Origin of the sequence: Stenotrophomonas sp. WZN-1, assembly GCF_002192255.1 — a bacterium.
Lineage (GTDB): Bacteria > Pseudomonadota > Gammaproteobacteria > Xanthomonadales > Xanthomonadaceae > Stenotrophomonas.
The window spans coordinates 3557184-3573150 of sequence record NZ_CP021768.1 but is presented as its reverse complement, the minus strand read 5'-3'; the positions used below and the strand labels follow the sequence as shown (position 1 = coordinate 3573150).

Genomic DNA, 15967 nt, shown 5'->3' with positions numbered 1-15967 from the left:
CCTCAGCGCGTGCCGAGCACGCGGTTCAGCAACTGCGCCAGGTTTTCACCGGCCAGTCGCAGCTGCGCCTCGGCCAGCGGCCGGTAGCGCTCGGTGTATTCGTCACCGATTTTACGCGACGCCGGATAAACGCCAGCCTGCATGGAGATGCGGCAGCTGGCCTCGGCCCACGTCTGCGGGTCGCGTTGCGGGTTGGCCTGGCGCGCCAGCTTCGGCGCGCGCTGGCTCTGCAGCACCGGCAGGTAGCCGGCATCGTCCAGCTTGCGGGTGTTGAGCATGCCGCTGTCCCACAGCGAATGCAGGTTGGTGCCGCGGTTGCCGAACTGCAGCTGGAAATCGTTGCCGCCCTTGTCGTGGGCGTAGCCGGCGTGCATCGGCTGGTGGATGTCGCCCACCAGGTGCACGACGAACTTCAGTGCCTGCAGGCGCTCGCCGTCAGTCAGGCTGCGGTCGCCAAGGATGGCGCTCTGTGCTTTCAGTGCCTCGACGATGCAGTTGCCGTTCCTGCAGTGCTTCGGTGCTTCGTAATGGCAGTTGTCTTCGGCGATGTTGACGTAGTGCCAGCCGGCCGAGCGACGGCCCAGGCCCGGGTCCTTGGCACGCAGCTGGTCGGCCCATGGCGCGATGCTGGCCAGAGTGGCGTCCGGTTCGGTGGCCAGCAGGCGGTCCACTTCGGCACGGGCGGTGGGGGTGAGGCGGGCGTCGGCGACTTCGGCGACCAGGCGGTGGCCTTGCGCGCCCCAGGCATAGGCGGGGGCGGAGACGGACAGCAGGGCCGGCGCCAGGGCGGCGGCGAGGGAGAGGGATTGCAGGGCTTTCATGCGCCCATTCTAGCGGGGTAGGTGGATTGAAGAGCGGCGCGTTCCTGTCTGCTGGGGGCTGGCTGCAGGGGCAGGCGCTGCGGGACACGCTGCAAGTACGTCCCTGTAAGCTCGGCCGCGGCATCCATGCCGCAGACGGTCCCGCAGCGCCTGCCCCTGCAGCCCCCATCCAACATGGCCGCGGAGGCGGATGCAAACGTCAAAGGCAACATCAAGAACAAATGCAGGATCAAAATCCGCCTTCTGCAATTGCAGGCAATCATTACGCCTCGGATGTACAGGCTCTGCCCTTGCCTTTGCTTGAGCTGGTACGCACGCGGTGATGGGAAGGGGCAAGGCGGGGAGCGGAGCCGGGACCGTTGGCGCCATGGATGGCGCCATCGAGCCCCCAGGGATGGGTTTACGGCGTGTCCCGGCTCCGCTCCCCGCCTTGCCCCAGCTCCGGAACCGCTTCAGTCCCAGGCACAAAAAAAGCCCCGGCAATCACCGGGGCAACATGCTGCGAGGGTTTTGCGTGTAGCAGGGGAGCGGGGGCGAGGCCCCCGCGTTCAACACTCCGCTTAGAACTTGAAGACGTACGAAGCGCCGTAGACCAGCGGATCGATGTTGACCGTGCCGATCTTCTCGCCGTTCAACTTCACCTTGCTGTCGATGTCGATCCAGCGCATGTCCACGCGCAGGGCACCCTTCTCGCCGATCGCGAAATCCACGCCGGCGTGTGCGGCCAGGCCCCACGAATCCTGCAGCTTCAGCTTGCTGCCGGCCAGCGCGCCAGTGGTGTCTTCGCTGAAGAAGGTGGTGTAGTTCACGCCCGCACCGATGAACGGCGACACCTTGCCCTTGCTGTTGAAGTGGTACTGCAGGGTCACCACCGGCGGCAGCTGCTTGGTGCTGCCCACGCGGCCCAGGCCGTTGATGTTGATGTCGTGCTTGAACGGCAGCGCGGCCAGCACTTCGATGCCCAGGTTGTCAGCGATGAAGTACTCGCCGGTGATGGTCGGCTTGACGTCGTTGTCGACGTCGACCTTCAGGGTGCCGCCGGCCAGCCAGCCGTTGTTCGACTTCGGTGCCACCTGGTGCACGCCGGCCGAAACGGTCCAGTCGCCCTTGGACTGGGCCATGGCCGGGGCGGCGGCGAGGGACAGGGCGGCGGCCAGGCTGGCCACGATCAGGGGGGAGGTCTTGCGCATGGGGGTGTTCTCGTTGCTGGGTGGATGGCGACAGTCTCGGCCTCACGCCGCGCTAACGCTTTGATCCGGATCAAATCCTGTCCGTGGGCCGGCCGGCGGTCCCGGCTGGCCCACGGTGGCCAGCGGCGGTTTGCTAGACTTGTGGGCCCTATCCATCCCGCCGCACCTGTCGCGGCCGCAGGAGCTTGAGAAATGGCAATCAAGGTTGGTATCAACGGTTTCGGTCGCATCGGGCGTAACGTCCTGCGCTCGGCGGTGCTGAACTTCGGCGACGACATCGAAATCGTGGCCATCAACGATCTGCTGGAGCCGGACTACCTGGCGTACATGCTCAAGTACGACTCCGTGCACGGCCGCTTCAAGGCCGACGTGGCGGTGCAGGGCAACGACCTGCTGGTCAACGGCAAGAAGATCCGCCTGACCCAGGAACGCGACCCGGCCAACCTGAAGTGGGACGAAGTCGGCGCCGATGTGGTGCTGGAAGCCACCGGCCTGTTCCTGACCAAGGAAACCGCGCAGAAGCACATCGATGCCGGCGCCAGGAAGGTCATCATGTCGGCCCCGTCGAAGGACGACACGCCGATGTTCGTGTACGGCGTGAACGACAAGACCTACGCTGGCCAGGCGATCATCTCCAACGCGTCGTGCACCACCAACTGCCTGGCGCCGCTGGCCAAGGTCATCAACGACAAGTGGGGCATCAAGCGCGGCCTGATGACCACCGTGCATGCGGCCACCGCCACCCAGAAGACCGTCGATGGCCCGTCCAACAAGGACTGGCGCGGCGGCCGTGGCATCCTGGAAAACATCATTCCCTCGTCCACTGGTGCGGCCAAGGCCGTCGGCGTGGTCATTCCGGAACTGAACAAGAAGCTGACCGGCATGAGCTTCCGCGTCCCGACCTCGGACGTGTCGGTGGTCGACCTGACCGTCGAGCTGGAGAAGGAAGCCACTTACGCCGAGATCTGCGCTGAAGTGAAGGCACAGAGCGAAGGCCCGTTGAAGGGCATCCTGGGCTACACCGAAGACAAGGTCGTGGCCACCGATTTCCGCGGCGAAACCTGCACCTCGGTGTTCGACGCCGATGCCGGCATCGCCCTGGACGGCACTTTCGTCAAGCTGGTGACCTGGTACGACAACGAGTGGGGCTACTCGAACAAGTGCCTGGAAATGGCCAAGGTCATCGCCGCCAAGTAAGGCCGGCGCAGATCGCAGACGAACCCCGGCCTGGCCGGGGTTCGTCGTTTATGGGACCCACCCTGTCGTAGCATGGGGCGGTCGACCGCTGCCGCTGGGGCGCGGGAACGCAATGGAAGCACGCAATGGAAGCACTGATCGCCCTGGTCGTACTGGTCCTGTTGGCCATCCCGCTGCTGCTGGTGGTGGCGCTGGTGATGATCGCTGGCCTGCGCCGCCGCGTCGCTGCACTGGAAAGCGCGATGGCCGTCGCGCCTGCCACCGCCAGGCCGGCCGCCACCGCGCCCGCGCCTGAACGGCCTGTGGCCACGCCTGCGGCCAGCGACGATCCACCGTTCCTGCGGCCGGTCGCCGCTGCCGCGCCGCAACCCCCGCAGCCCCCGGTGCGTGAAGCAGCGCCGACCGAGTCGACTGTTCCCCGTCCCGCTGTGCCACCGCCGGTACCACCGGTGCCGGTGCAGCCGCCGCTGCCTTCCGAACCTGCACCGCCCAACGTCATCGAGCGCGGCATCGGTGCGGTCAAGCGCTGGTTCACCGAGGGCAACGTGCCGGTCAAGATCGGCATGCTGGTGCTGCTGGCCGGTGTCGCGGCACTGCTGAAGTACGTCAGCGACCAGGGCTGGCTGGTGTTGCCGATCGAACTGCGCCTGGCTGGCATCACCGTGGGTGCGCTGGGCCTGCTGGCCTTCGGTTGGCACCAGCGCGAGCGCCGGCGCCTGTTCGCGCTGGCGTTGCAGGGTGGTGCCATCGGCGTGCTGCTGCTGACCATCTTCGCGGCTTTCAAGCGCTTCGACCTGATTCCCCCGGGCGTTGCCTTCGTCAGCTCCATTGCACTGGTGGCCGGGCTGTGCGTGCTGGCGGTGGTGCAGAACTCGCGCACGCTGGCCGTGCTGGGCATCCTGGCCGGCTTCATGGCACCGCTGTGGCTGTCCACCGGCAGTGGCAACCACGTGGGGCTGTTCAGCTATTACGCCGTGCTCAACGCGGGCATCTTCGCCATCGCCGGGTTCCGCCCATGGCGCGCGTTGAACCTGCTGGGCTTCGCCTTCACCTTCGGCATCGGCACCTTCTGGGGCGTACTGCAGTACGCACCGGACAAGTTCAGCAGCACCGAGCCGTTCCTGGTGTTGTTCTTCGTGTTCTACCTGCTGATACCGTTGCTGTACGCGCGCCGCCAGCCGGCCGGCCGACGCGACCTGATCGATGGCAGCCTGGTGTTCGGCACGCCGCTGGTCGCGTTCTCGCTGCAGGCGGGCATGCTGCATGAGCAGCCGATGACACTGGCACTGTGTGCGCTGGGCCTGGCCGCGATCTACGCGGTACTGGCACGGGCACTGATCGCACGTGCGTCGTACACCGTGCTGGCGCAGTCGCATGCCGTGCTTGCGGTGGGCTTCGCCACGCTGGCGGTGCCGCTGGCACTGTCGGCGCGCGCCACCGGTGCGGTGTTTGCGTTGGAAGGTGCCGGCCTGGCCTGGCTGGGTCTGCGCCAGAAGCGCTGGCTGCCGCAGGTATCCGGCGCGTTGCTGCAGATCGGCGCCGCATTCGCCTTCGTCGCCGGTGGCGACCACTGGCACGAAGACCTGCGCTTCCTGATCAACCCGACCGCCATTGGCGCGCTGTTGCTGGCCCTGGCTGGCTTCGCGTCGGCGTGGAGCTACCAGCGCAGGCCGCGTCATGAGGTCGCACTGGTGTACTACCTGTGGGGCCTGCTGTGGTGGCTGGGCGGCCTGGTCCATGAGATCACCCGCTTCTTCCCCTATCGCACCGAAGTGGACGCGTTGCTGGTGCTGGCTGCGGTCACTGCCTGGCTGGCCGCCGAAGTGCAGCGTCGCCAGCCGGCGCGTGCGCTGGGTGTGACCGCACTGGCCATGCTTGCGCTGGGTTTCCCGCTGGCGCTGATGCAGAGCGACGCGCACCACCAGCCGTTCGCCGGCTACGGCGCGCTGGCCTGGGCGGTGTTCGCGGTGCTGGGCGTGCGTACCCTGCTGTGCCTGCGCCAGGGCGGCGACACCGTGGCCCGCATCGCGCAGTTCCTGTGGTGGCTGCTGTGGCCGTCGCTGCTTTCGCTGCTGGCCCTGTGGGGCGGTGGCGAAGCCGATCTGGCGCAGGGCTGGACGACCCTGCTGGTGACCTTGCCGTGGCTGCTGATGGCGGCGCTGTCGCTGTGGCGCTGGAACGCGCTGCGCTGGCCGCTGGGGCAGGCCTTCGACAGCGTGCGCGTGCCACTGCAATGCGTGCTGTTCGGCCTGCTGTCGATCGGTTGGCTGTTCGGCCAGCTGCTGCCGGGCGACGCCGCGCCGCTGTTGTGGCTGCCGATACTGAATCCGGCCGAGATCGGCCAGTGGTTGAGCCTGCTTCTGCTGGCGCGCTGGCTTTATGGCGGTCAGCGGCCGCAGGCACCGCAGGCACTGCTGAACATCCGCATGCCGCTGCTGGCATTGGCGGCCTTCGTCGCGCTGACCAGCCTGGTGCTGCATGGCGTGCACCAGTGGGGTGGCCTGTCGTGGAACGCGTCGATGATGCGCTTCAGCCTGGCGCAGACCAGCCTGACCGTGTTGTGGAGCGTGCTCGGCGTGATCGCCTGGGTGTGGGGTTCGCGTCGTGGCCAGCGTGTGTTGTGGATGGTCGGTGCCGTGCTGATGGGCGTGGTGCTGGCCAAGCTGGTTGTTGTCGATCGCCAGCACCTGGGCAATCTGCTGGGCATCGCATCGTTCATCGCCTACGGCCTGCTGTGCACGGTCGTGGGTTATCTGGCACCGGCACCGCCGAGCGCGGCGCCGTCCGTGGAGGAAAAACAATGAGGAAGTGGAGCAGGGCGCTGCTGCCGGCGATGTTCGGCATGCTGGCCGCCGTCGTGGTGCAGGCGGCCGATTACCGCACGCAGTATGCCGAGCAATGGCCGCTGACGTTGTCCAGCGCGCAGTCCGGTGCTTACCGCATCGTGCTGGAGCCGGCGATCTACCGCCGTGCCGTGAGCCCCGACCTCAGCGACCTGCAGGTGTTCAATGCGGCCAGCCAGCTGTTGCCGTCGGCACTGCTGGCACCGGACCAGCCGCTGGCGCAACCGCCGGTGCAGCGTGAACTGCCGTGGTTCGTGTTGCCGCCGCTGCCCGATGCCCAGCGCAACGACCTGCAGCTGCTGACCGAGCGCGATGCCGATGGCCGGGTACGCCGGGTCGAGGCACGGGTGAGTGGCGGGGCGGTGGCGAACGGGCACGGCGGTTGGTTGATCGACGCCAGCATGCTCGACCAGCAGCCGTTGGCAGCGCTGGTGCTGGACTGGGCCGACAGCGGCCAGCCACTGCAGGCACAGGTGCAGCTGGACGCGAGCGACGACCTGCAGCATTGGCGCTCGATTGGCCGCGATGTGCCCCTGGTGGATCTGCAGCGCGCGGGCAAGCGCCTGCTGCAGCGCCGCCTGCAGGTGGACGGCACTGCACGCTACCTGCGCATCCTGGCGCAGGGTGATTCGCGCCTGCCGACCCTGCGCGGCGTACTGGCGGAACTGCCGCCAGCGCCGGCGACCGTGCCGTGGGAATGGCTGTCGCTGGAGCCAACGTCGAAAGGCAAGGGCGAGTACACCTTCGAGATGGATGGCCGGTTCCCGGTGGCGCGCGCCGATGTGGCCAGCACCGACAACAGCCTGGTGCAATGGACGCTGTTCAGTCGCGATGACGAGGGCGCGGAGTGGCAGCGCCGCAGCGCGCCGTGGATCGCCTACCAGGTGCAACAGGGCACGCAGGGCCAGCGCCAGCAGTCGGCGGCGCAGCCGCTGGGCGGCGTGCACCGCGACCGCTATTGGAAGCTGGTGGCGAATCCGGCGGAAACCGCCACCGCGCCGACGCTGCGCCTGGGTTACCAGCCGGAAGTGCTGGTGTTCCTGAGCCAGGGTGCAGCGCCCTACGCACTGGCGGTGGGCAGCGCGACCGCGCGCCGCACGGACGCGCCGATCGGGGTGCTGATCGAGGAGCTGCGGCAGCGCAATGATCCGTCGTGGCAGCCGACGCTGGCTCGTCTGGAAGGCAGCCCGGAGCCACTGGCCGGCGAGTCGGCACTGAAACCGCAGCACGACTGGAAGTCGTGGCTGCTGTGGGCGTTGCTGGGGCTGGGTGTGTTGGTTGTTGGTGGCCTGGCGGTCAGCCTGCTTCGGCAGAAGCCGGCGCCTTCGGAATAGGTTCCGGCGAACGGCGCAGCCCCTTGTGGGTGGTCGCGTAAAGCAAAAGCCGCGCCTGGCCGGGCGGGTGGGCTGGGCAGGGGGACGCCGCAAGTACGTCCCTGTAGGCTTAGCCGCGCCATCCATGGCGCGGATACCCCTGCCCAGCCCACCCGCCCGGCCTCTGACAGTTTCCGTGTGCGTCCACCCACGGAAGAGAAATAAGAAGAGCAAGAGCGGAAGCGGGTCGCTTCGCTCGACGACCCTCGGGGCCAGATCCGTTTTCCGTAGGAAAACGGATCTGACCGCTTCGTTCTTCATCCGACACCACACACTGCTTGTGCCTTTGCCATCCGCTCTGCCTCATGAACCTGTCGAGGCCGGGGCGGTGTGGGCTGGCAGGGGTGTCCGCGGCATGGATGCCGCGGCCAAGCCCCCATGGATGGGTTTACGGCGTCCCCTGCCAGCCCACACCACCCCGGCCCATTCACAGCACCACGAAGCGCCAGCGTTTTGGCTTTGGCCGTTGCCGTTGCTGTTGCCCTGCGCCTCTGCCTGCCGCAGGCATCGACCCTCCCGCCAGCCGCACCCGATACAATGGCCGCCTGCCGTACCCCGGCATCCCGTCCCTGAGCCAAAGAGTTGCCCATGTCCATCGTCCGCATGACCGACCTCGACCTCTCCGGCAAGCGCGTGCTGATCCGCCAGGATCTGAACGTGCCGATCGAGAATGGCCGCATCACTTCCGAACAGCGCATCACTGCTTCGCTGCCGACGCTCAAGCGTGCGCTGGAGCAGGGCGCGGCGGTGATGGTCACCTCGCACCTGGGGCGCCCGAAGGAAGGCGTGTGGAGCGAGGCCGACTCGCTGGCGCCGGTCGCGCAGCGCCTGTCCGAGCTGCTGGGCCGCGAGGTTCCGCTGGTGCGTGACTGGGTCGAAGGTGTCGACGTGCAGCCTGGCCAGCTGGTGCTGCTGGAAAACTGCCGCATGAATGTCGGCGAGGGCAAGGACGACGAAGCCCTGTCGAAGAAGTACGCCGCCCTGTGCGATGTGTTCGTGATGGATGCCTTCGGTACCGCACACCGCGCGCAGGCCTCGACCCATGGCGTCATCCGCTTCGCCCCGGTGGCGGCCGGTGGCCCGTTGCTGATGGCCGAGCTGGACGCGCTGGCGCAGGCGCTGGATGCACCGGCCAAGCCGCTGCTCGCCATCGTCGCCGGCAGCAAGGTCAGCACCAAGCTGGAACTGCTGGCCAACCTGGTCGGCAAGGTCGACCAGCTGATCGTCGGTGGTGGCATCGCCAACACCTTCATCGCCGCTGCTGGCTACAACGTCGGCAAGTCGCTGTACGAGCCGGACCTGCTGGACACCGCGAAGAAGATCGTCGCTGATGCCAAGGCACGTGGCGCCGATATCCCGCTGCCGGTCGACGTGGTTACCGCCAAGCAGTTCATGCCGGACGCTGTTGCCGAAGTGAAGGCGGTCGACGCTGTTGCCGAAGACGATCTGATCCTGGACATCGGCCCGCAGACCGCCGCGCAGTACGCACAGCTGATCGAGAAGGCCGGCACTGTGGTCTGGAACGGTCCGGTCGGTGTGTTCGAGTTCGAAGCCTTCAGCAAGGGCACCGAAGCGCTGGCCCGCGCCATCGCGAACTCGAAGGCATTCTCCATCGCCGGCGGCGGTGACACGCTGGCGGCGGTGGACAAGTTCGATATCGCCAAGCAGGTCAGCTACATCTCCACCGGCGGTGGTGCGTTCCTGGAGTTCCTGGAAGGCAAGACCCTGCCGGCCGTCGCCGCACTCGACGCGCGCGGCGCATGAGTGCCGACCGCAGCAAGGATGTCCTGTTCTTCGACCTCGACGGCACGCTGATCGATTCGCAGGTGGGCATCACCGCCTGCATCGCCTATGCGCTGCAGAAGATGGACCATCCGGTGCCGCCGCAGGAGACGCTGCTGGGCTGGATCGGTCCATCGCTGCGCACCACCTTCGCGCCGCTGTTCGTCGAACCGGCGCGGGTGGAACAGGCGGTGGGCTACTACCGTGAGCGCTTCGATGCCGAGGGCTGGCGCGAGCACACGGTGTACCCGCAGGTGGAAGACACCCTGCGCACGCTGCATGGCCGTGGCCACCGCCTGGCGGTGGTCACCGCCAAGAACGAGCCGCACGCGCGCCGCATCCTCGCCCACCTGCCCTTCGGTGGGCTGTTCGAGGAGATCGTCGGTTCGACCCTGGATGGCTCGCGCAGCCACAAGCCGGAACTGGTTGGCGAGGCACTGCGTCGGCTGCAGGTGCAGCCTGCGCGGTGCTGGATGATCGGCGACCGGCGCATGGACATCGAAGGCGCGCGCCACCACGGCCTGCGCAATGTCGGCGTGCTGTGGGGCTTTGGCGGTGAGGAGGAACTCACTGCCGCCGGTGCTGGCCAGCTCGCCCGTGAGCCCGTACAGCTGGAAACGCTGCTGGCGTGATGCGCCTTTGATCGGTAGCGCCGGGCCATGCCCGGCGGCTTTGCCCAGCACCGCCGGGCATGGCCCGGCGCTACTACGACCCTGCGCCAGCGTATGTCCGGACCATGTCCGTTCCATGACCCGCGGAGTCAGGCAGCACAAGGCTGTAACCGTATACATGCGGCGTGAAGGATGTGCTAATTTCCGTTCTTTAACGGGAGAGGCCCATCCACCATGTTCGAGCGTCAGCGTCGCACCAAGATCCTTGCCACCCTCGGTCCGGCCACTGATCCGCCGGGCGTGCTGGAGGATCTGTTCCGCGCCGGCGTCAATGTGGTGCGCCTGAACTTCAGCCATGGCGATCCGTCCGGCCAGGCCAAGCGTGCCGCCGAAGTGCGTGCCGCTGCGGCCCGCGTGGGCGTGGAAGTGGGCATCCTGGCCGACCTGCCGGGCCCGAAGATCCGCATCGAGCGCTTCGCCGAAGGCAAGGTGCAGCTGAAGGCGGGCGACCGCTTCGACCTGATCGCCAGCGAGAACGCCGGCCCGGGCACGACCAGCCAGGTGGGCGTGAGCTACCTCGGCCTGCCGCAGGACGTGGGCCCGGGTGATGTGCTGCTGCTCGACGACGGCCTGATGCAGTTGCAGGTGGTGGAAGTGCAGGGCGACCGCATCGTCAACACCGTGCTCAACGATGGCGTGCTGTCCGACCGCAAGGGCCTGAACAAGCAGGGCGGTGGCCTGTCGCTGGGCGCGCTGACCGAGCGCGACAAGGAACTGATCGGCATCGTTGCCAAGATCGGCGTCGACTTCATCGCCGTGTCGTTCTGCCGCAACGCGCAGGACATGAACGACGCGCGTGACATCGCCCGCTCGCACGGCTGCGATGCCGCGCTGGTGTCGAAAATCGAACGTACCGAAGCGATCGAGAACCTGGAAGAAATCGTCGAGGCCAGCGACGTGGTGATGGTCGCCCGCGGCGACCTCGGCGTGGAAATCGGCGATGCCGAGCTGCCGGGCCTGCAGAAGAAGATCATCAAGGCCTCGCTGGCGCAGAACAAGGTGGTGATCACCGCCACGCAGATGCTGCAGTCGATGGTTGAAAGCCCGATCCCGACCCGTGCCGAAGTGCTGGACGTGGCCAACTCGGTCATCGACGGCACCGATGCGGTGATGCTGTCGGCGGAAACCGCCGCTGGCGCCTATCCGGTCAAGGCCGTGGAAGCGATGGCGCGCATCTGCCTGGGGGCCGAGCGCCAGTTCCAGACCGAGACCGACTTCAACGCCTCGCCGCGCAACCTGGAACGTGCCGACCAGGCGATTGCCATGGCCACCATGTTCCTGTCGCAACACGTGGGCGTGCGTGCGATCGTGGCGATGACCGAATCCGGTGGCACCGCGCGCTACCTGTCGCGTTTCCGCGCCAAGGCACCGGTGTTCGCGGTGACCCGCCATGACGGCGCGCGTCGCCAGATGGCGCTGATGCGTGATGTCTACCCGATCAACTTCGACAGCCGCGGCCTGACCCCACGCGAAGCCGCGCGCGGCAGCATCCGCCTGCTGGTCGAATCCGAGCTGCTGCAGGCCGGCGACCGCGTCGTGTTCACCAGCGGCGAGCACATGGAAACCCTGGGCGCGACCAACACCCTGCGCCTGCTGGAAGTGGGCGAAGACGGCCGCGCCAGCGGCCTGGGCGACCTGTAAGGAGTGTTGGCCCGGGGTCGGAGCCGCGTTGCGGGTCTGACCCCAGAGTCAGATCCCCGCACGGGCTCTGACCCCATGCCGCAGGACATCTTTTGTCCTGCGCCGGCGTGGAAGCGTTTCCATCCTGTCCTCCACGGCGAGGCAACGGGCAGCGGGGCTATACTTACGTTTTTCCCGCACCCGCCACAGGAAATACATGAGCATCGAACAGCTGGCTGAAACCGCCCAGGCCATGGTCGCCCCGGGCAAGGGCATCATCGCGATCGACGAATCCACCGCTACCATCGCCAAGCGCTTCGCTGGCGTCGGTATCGAGAACACCGAGGAGAACCGTCGCGCCTACCGCGAGCTGCTGCTGACCACGCCGAAGCTCAACGAGCACATTTCCGGCGCCATCCTGTACGACGAAACCATCCGCCAGTCGACCAGGGACGGCGTGCCGTTCGCCAAGTACATGGCCGACCACGGCATGATTCCGGGCATCAAGGTGGACAAGGGTGCGCACCCGCTGGCCGGCTGCCCGGGCGAGCTGGTGACCGAAGGCCTCGATGGCCTGCGCGAGCGCCTGCAGGAGTACTACAAGCTGGGCGCGCGCTTCGCCAAGTGGCGTGCGGTCATCAACATCGGCGAGAGCATCCCGTCGGGTACCTGCATCGAGTCCAACGCCCACGCGCTGGCCCGCTATGCAGCGCTGTGCCAGGAATGCGGCCTGGTGCCGATGGTTGAGCCGGAAGTGATCATGGACGGCGACCACGACATCGAGACCTGCTACGAAGTCACCGAAGCCACCCTGCGTTCGCTGTTCGACGCCCTGTACCAGCAGAACGTGCTGCTGGAAGGCACCATCCTGAAGGCGTCGATGGTCATCTCCGGCAAGGGCTGCGATGAGCAGGCCGACGTCGAGGAAGTGGCCGAGTCGACCGTGATGTGCCTGAAGAGCACCGTGCCGGCGATCCTGCCGGGCGTGGTGTTCCTGTCCGGTGGCCAGAGCGACGAGCAGTCCACCGAGCACCTGAACGCGATGAACCAGCTGGGCAACCTGCCGTGGCCGCTGAGCTTCTCCTACGGCCGCGCCATGCAGCAGGCCGCGCTGAAGCTGTGGGCCAAGGACATGAAGGGCAACTACGCCGCCGCCCAGAAGACCGTGTACGAGCGCGCCAAGGACAATGGCCTGGCCGCGCTGGGCAAGTGGAACGGTTGATCCGTTCCCTTGCAGGATGAACAGGGCAACGCCGGCTTTACGCCGGCGTTTGCTTTTGCGGGTATCTTTTCCGCCCCCGCATGCCCGGCCGGCGTGCGGGAACCACATGGAAGGCCAAGGAGAAACAACATGCGTTTGGCAGCAATCACACTGGCCGTTGCCACGGTCCTGGTCGCCGGCGGTTGCAACCGCATCGGCGGCGGCGCGGACGCGGGCAAGGCCGCGTCGCTCGATTTCGACAAGCCGGTGTCCGGCGAGATCACCTCGCGCAGCGGCATCAACTACAACGACGGCAGCCACCACCAGCTCTACCAGATCAAGCTGGAAGACAAGCAGCTGGTCGGGCTGAAGCTGACCGGTTCGCTGAGCGGCTCGATCGCCGTGTTCAGCAACGGCAGCCTGGTGGCCAGCAGCAACACCGGCTACGAGCGCGAAGGCGACGTCTCGCTGGCGTTCCGTGCCAACGGCGGCGGCACCTACCAGGTGGCGGTCAACGCCAATGGCTCGACCGATTACGGTCCGTACCGCCTGCGCGCCGAGAAGCTGGTGCCGTACGACGGCAAGCCGCTGGCGGGCAGTGGCGAGATCGCCGACATGCTGGCCGGTGGTTCCCAGGATTACACCCTGCAGGTGGACAAGGCTGGCCTGTACGAGATCCGCCTGGTGTCGGACGTCTTCGATCCGGTGCTGAAGCTGTCGGGCCAGGGCGTGGACGCCGAGAATGACGATGGCGGCGACAGCACCAACTCGCGCCTGACCCTGTCACTGAAGCCGGGCAAGTACACCCTGACCGCGCGTGGCCTCGGCGACGGCGTCACGGGCATGTTCACCCTGTCGGCCAAACGCATCGAGCTGCCGGGCAATCTGGTCGAGCGCGATGGCACGGCGCTGCCGAAGTCGGGCAGCGTGTACACGATGCTTGACAACGATGGCCGCCGCCGCTTCCTGCTGTCCCTGGATCGCCCGGCCGATGTGCGCCTGGATGCGATCTCCAGCCAGGTCGATACCGTGCTGCGCGTGGTCGGCGGCGATGTCGAGCTGGCCGACGACGACGGTGGCAACGGGACCAACTCGCGCCTGGAAGAGACCCTGCCAGCGGGTCACTACACGGTCGACGTGTCCAGCCTGAACAATGGCGCGGGCATGGTGGAAGTGCGCGTGCAGGTGGATGGCGCCAGCGCCGATGGGGCTGCGGCCTCGGCGGCACGCGCGGCGGCCGACGCGGCCGCCGCGGTGGAAGCTGCCAGCCGTTGAGTGTGATCCACGCCGCGCGTGGATGAGGACAATGGTGCAACGGAAAAGGCCGGGCAATGCCCGGCCTTTTCCTTTACGTCGCGCACCCGGGTTCAATGCGCGGCGGCAAAGCCCGCATCACCCAAGGGCGGCAGCATCGACACGCGCGGTTCGCTGTCCGCGCTTTGCCCGGCGGCGCTCAGCGCCTGCTGGTAGGCCTTGGCCGTAGCGGTATTGAACGCCACCAGCACGATGCGCATCGGTTGTGCGTGGCTGCGTTGCCACGCCAGTGTTTCCGTCACTGCGATCTGCGCCGCCTGGTACAGCGGGTAGCCATACACGCCGCAGCTGATCGCGGGAAACGCGATCGACTGCACGCCCAGCGACTCGGCCAGCTGCAGCGACTTCCAGTAGCAGTTGGCCAGCAAGGCCGGTTCGTCGCGCTGGCCGTCGTGCCAGACCGGGCCCACTGTGTGCAGTACATGCCGCGCCGGCAATGCGTAAGCGTCGGTGGCGCGCACTTCGCCGGTCGGGCAACGCACGCCCGGGCGCAGCTCCGGCAATTGCGCGCACTCGGCCAGCAGTGCGGGGCCGGCTGCACGATGGATCGCGCCGTCGACACCGCCGCCACCGAGCAGTGTTTCATTGGCCGCGTTGACGATCGCATCCACCGCCAGGGTCGTGATGTCGCCCTGCCAAACCTCGATCTTCATGCGTCCGTCTCCTGCCTGTGAGGTGATCCGCGCAGCATCTGCGCCGGCTGTTCCCACGGTAGGGGACAGCGCATCGATACTGCGTCATGACCGTCTCACGCGCTGCGATCCGACGGCCTTCACGCACGATGGCGGGCGGCGCCTTCACGCAGGCTGAAGCAGGAAGGGGGATGTGGCGAAACGGTAGCGCCGGGCCATGCCCGGCGGATGGTGAACGAAGCGAATGCCGGAAACAGCAACGCCGGGCATGGCCCGGCGCTACCTTGAACGAAAACGGGAGCCGACCCTGGCTCACGGCAGGCCTGCCAGCCAGTCGTCGTCGGAGCCTTCGTTCACATCGGCGAACAGCGGCGTGGAGAAATAGCGTTCACCGGTGTCCGGCAGCATCGCCAGGATCACCGAGCCCGGTTCAGCGCGCGCGGCCACGTCCAGCGCACTGGCGACGGTGGCGCCGGCGGAGATGCCGACGAAGATGCCTTCCTCGGCCGCCAGGCGGCGCGCGGTGGCGATCGCGCGGTCATCGTCGACCGAGACCAGTTCGTCCACCACATCGCGGTTGAGCACGTCCGGCACGAAGTCCGGGGTCCAGCCCTGGATCTTGTGCGGCTTCCAGTCATCGCCCTTGAGCAGGGCGGCGCCGGCCGGCTCGGTGGCGATGATGCGGGTCTGCGGGCGCGCGACCTTCAGCACTTCGCCAACACCGGTGAGCGTGCCGCCGGTGCCCCAGCCGCTGACGAAATAGTCCAGCCGCTTGCCAGCGAAGTCGCGCAGGATTTCCGCGGCGGTGGTGTTGCGGTGATAGGCCGGGTTGGCCGGGTTGGCGAACTGGCTGGCCAGGAACCAACCGTGCTGTTCGGCCAGCTCGGCTGCCTTGCGCACCATGCCGCTGCCGCGCTCGGCGGCCGGGGTCAGGATCACCTTGGCACCATAGGCACGCATCAGCTTGCGGCGCTCGACCGAGAAGGTCTCGACCATGGTCGCCACGAACTTGTAGCCGCGCGCGGCGGCGACCATCGCCAGGGCCACGCCGGTGTTGCCGGAGGTGGCCTCCACGATGGTGTCGCCCGGCTTGAGCAGGCCCCGTGCTTCGGCGTCGAGGATGATCGCCAGCGCCAGGCGGTCCTTCACCGAGCCGCCCGGGTTGAATGACTCGACCTTGGCGTAGACGCTGACCTGTGGCGGTGCCAGGCGCTGCAGCCTGACGATGGGGGTGTTGCCGACGGTATCGAGAATGGAGTCGTACAGGGCCATGGAAGCGCTCCGGAAACGGGGCCGCGCCGGGCTTCGGCGGGCGAAGGGGGA

12 protein-coding genes are annotated in these 15967 nt (G+C 67.3%); 8 read left to right on the top strand and 4 right to left on the bottom strand.

The window, feature by feature from the left end; translation table 11 throughout:
* Positions 1-2: 2 nt before the first annotated feature.
* Both CCR98_RS16750 and CCR98_RS16740 read right to left on the bottom strand, forming a co-directional pair.
* On the bottom strand, positions 3-821 hold the full coding sequence (locus CCR98_RS16750; RefSeq protein WP_087923487.1) for a S1/P1 nuclease: 819 nt from the start codon (positions 819-821) through the stop codon (positions 3-5).
* Between the two features lie 560 nt (positions 822-1381).
* Positions 1382-2011: an OmpW family outer membrane protein gene (locus CCR98_RS16740; RefSeq protein WP_049465611.1), complete on the bottom strand. Its 630-nt coding sequence runs from the start codon at positions 2009-2011 to the stop codon at positions 1382-1384.
* A gap of 192 nt (positions 2012-2203) precedes the next feature.
* On the opposite strand from CCR98_RS16740, the gene gap reads away from it, so the two are divergent.
* From gap to CCR98_RS16700, 8 genes are all read left to right on the top strand, one after another.
* Complete coding sequence (gene gap, locus CCR98_RS16735) at positions 2204-3208, top strand: type I glyceraldehyde-3-phosphate dehydrogenase (RefSeq protein WP_005410838.1); 1005 nt, start codon at positions 2204-2206, stop codon at positions 3206-3208.
* 125 nt (positions 3209-3333) lie between these two features.
* Positions 3334-6012: a DUF2339 domain-containing protein gene (locus CCR98_RS16730; protein ID WP_087923485.1), complete on the top strand. Its 2679-nt coding sequence runs from the start codon at positions 3334-3336 to the stop codon at positions 6010-6012.
* Entirely contained in the window at positions 6009-7385 is a 1377-nt protein-coding gene (locus CCR98_RS16725) for a DUF3999 domain-containing protein (RefSeq protein ID WP_087923484.1), read from the top strand. Before CCR98_RS16730 ends, CCR98_RS16725 begins: the two co-directional genes overlap by 4 nt.
* A 627-nt stretch (positions 7386-8012) precedes the next feature.
* Positions 8013-9188, top strand: a complete 1176-nt coding sequence (locus CCR98_RS16720) for a phosphoglycerate kinase (protein ID WP_087923483.1) — start codon at positions 8013-8015, stop codon at positions 9186-9188.
* Positions 9185-9838, top strand: a complete 654-nt coding sequence (locus CCR98_RS16715) for an HAD hydrolase-like protein (RefSeq protein ID WP_087923482.1) — start codon at positions 9185-9187, stop codon at positions 9836-9838. The genes CCR98_RS16720 and CCR98_RS16715 overlap by 4 nt, the downstream gene beginning before the upstream one ends.
* A gap of 213 nt (positions 9839-10051) precedes the next feature.
* Positions 10052-11518 (top strand): pyruvate kinase, encoded by a 1467-nt coding sequence (gene pyk / locus CCR98_RS16710; RefSeq protein WP_014038297.1) that lies wholly within the window; start codon positions 10052-10054, stop codon positions 11516-11518.
* Between the two features lie 196 nt (positions 11519-11714).
* Complete coding sequence (locus CCR98_RS16705) at positions 11715-12719, top strand: class I fructose-bisphosphate aldolase (protein ID WP_087923481.1); 1005 nt, start codon at positions 11715-11717, stop codon at positions 12717-12719.
* 129 nt (positions 12720-12848) lie between these two features.
* Positions 12849-13973 carry an ABC transporter substrate-binding protein gene (locus CCR98_RS16700; protein ID WP_087923480.1) on the top strand — a complete coding sequence of 375 codons (1125 nt, stop codon included), beginning with the start codon at positions 12849-12851 and terminating at the stop codon, positions 13971-13973.
* A 92-nt stretch (positions 13974-14065) separates the two neighbouring features.
* Here CCR98_RS16700 and CCR98_RS16695 read toward each other — a convergent pair whose 3' ends face one another.
* Positions 14066-14665 (bottom strand): O-acetyl-ADP-ribose deacetylase, encoded by a 600-nt coding sequence (locus CCR98_RS16695; RefSeq protein WP_087923479.1) that lies wholly within the window; start codon positions 14663-14665, stop codon positions 14066-14068.
* A 291-nt stretch (positions 14666-14956) separates the two neighbouring features.
* On the bottom strand, positions 14957-15916 hold the full coding sequence (gene cysK / locus CCR98_RS16690) for a cysteine synthase A (protein WP_087923478.1): 960 nt from the start codon (positions 15914-15916) through the stop codon (positions 14957-14959).
* Positions 15917-15967 lie beyond the last annotated feature (51 nt).